This window comes from Allobosea sp. CER48 (assembly GCF_044752385.1).
In the GTDB taxonomy this organism is placed as follows: Bacteria; Pseudomonadota; Alphaproteobacteria; order Rhizobiales; family Beijerinckiaceae; genus Allobosea.
The window spans coordinates 1-1,564 of sequence record NZ_JBIWYK010000610.1; the positions used below are offsets into that span (position 1 = coordinate 1).

The following is a 1,564-nucleotide window of genomic DNA, read 5'->3' on the forward strand; positions in this document are numbered from 1 at the left end:
CGCCCCTGGCAGCATGTGCCACCTGTTCGATCCCTACGGCCCTGAGGCGTCACGTGCCGATCTCTAGAGGCCTCGGAACCGATTTCGATCGCTGGCTGGGGAAACTCTTCCGCAAGGGGCCGTTCACCGCTCTGATCGTGCTGGTCAGGATCAACGAGCCGAAGGTGGAGCCGCTGCGCTCGACCTTCGTCCATGTCGTCGGCGACGAGATGGACTGGGGCGACATCGTTATGATGCTGCGCAGCGCCGGGGTGAGCTGGGACGGCGCGGCCTTCTTTCCGACGCGCGCCGACGCTGGCGGGCTCGTCCCCGACGAGCTCGCACGCATGCGGCTGCGCGAGCTCGAGGTTGCCCTGCGCGAAGACCGGCTGATCCTGAACGAGGGCGCATTCTTCGACGTCTGGGGGCGGAACCTGGAAATCCACGAAGCGTGAGACGTCCGCTTCTGCCCAAGTGCGAGCGAGGATGACGAGGCGCGGCGCTCTTAGGTGACGACCACCCGCCCTGGGCCTGCCTCGACCGCTCCGACGATCCGTGCGGCCGGGTAGCCCGCAGCCCTGATCTGCGCGAGCAACTCCTGCGCCCGCTCCGCCTTGCAGGACACCAGCAGCCCGCCCGATGTCTGCGGATCGGTGAGGAGATGACGCTGCCAGTCGGGCAGAGCGGCGGGCAGCGCAACGCCGTCGCCATAGCTCGCCCAGTTGCGGTGGGAGGCGCCAGTCACGCGGCCTTCCTGCGCCAGCCGCTCGGCCTGCGACAGCAACGGCAGATCGGCGAGCGAGAGCTTCAGCGTCGCGCCGGAGCCTCGCGCCATCTCCAGCCCGTGGCCGAGAATGCCGAACCCGGTCACATCGGTGATCGCGTGGACATCCCGGTCCTTCGCCAATTCGGCGCCCACCCGGTTGAGCAAAGTCACCGAAGCGATCATCTCGTCATAGGCGGCAGGCGCCAGCTGTTCCTTCTTGAACGCTGCCGAGTAGATGCCGACGCCGAGCGCCTTGGTCAGGATCACGGCATCGCCCGGCTTTGCGCCGCTGTTGCGACGCAGGTTCGCGGGCTTCACCAGCCCGATCACCGCGAGGCCGTAGATCGGCTCCGGCGCGTCGATCGAGTGACCGCCGGCGACCGGGATTCCGGCCGCCGCGCAGATCGAAGCCCCACCCTTCAGGATCTCGCGTGTCATCTCGATCGGCAGCTTGTCGAGCGGCATGCCGAGGATTGCCAGCGCCATGATCGGCTTGCCGCCCATGGCATAGACGTCCGAGATCGCGTTGGTGGCGGCGATGCGGCCGAAATCATGGGGGTCATCGACCATCGGCATGAAGAAGTCGGTGGTCGCGACGACGCAGGTCTCCTCGTCCACCTGCCAGACCGCGGCGTCATCTCCCGTCTCGGTGCCGACGAGAAGCTGCTTGTAAGGGCCTGCTGCCGGGTGCTCGGCCAGGAGCTGCTGGAGTACGGAGGGCGCCAGCTTGCAGCCGCAGCCGCCGCCATGCGCCAGGCTGGTCAGCCTCAAAGCCGCGGACTTTCCCATTGCGCCGCGTTCGATCGTCTCGTTCATCGT

General features: G+C 67.5%; 2 protein-coding genes. One reads left to right on the plus strand and one right to left on the minus strand.

The genetic code is table 11. From position 1 onward, the window contains the following. The first annotated feature begins 53 nt into the window (after nt 1-53). The gene (locus tag ACIPIA_RS15975) at nt 54-434 is read left to right on the plus strand and encodes a hypothetical protein (RefSeq protein WP_400510957.1); all 381 of its coding nucleotides are present in this window, start codon (nt 54-56) and stop codon (nt 432-434) included. 50 nt (nt 435-484) lie between these two features. On the opposite strand, the gene selD is transcribed toward ACIPIA_RS15975, so the two are convergent. Next, nucleotides 485-1,561, minus strand: coding sequence for a selenide, water dikinase SelD (selD, locus tag ACIPIA_RS15980; RefSeq protein ID WP_400510958.1), 1,077 nt, complete (start codon nt 1,559-1,561; stop codon nt 485-487). Nucleotides 1,562-1,564: the final 3 nt, after the last annotated feature.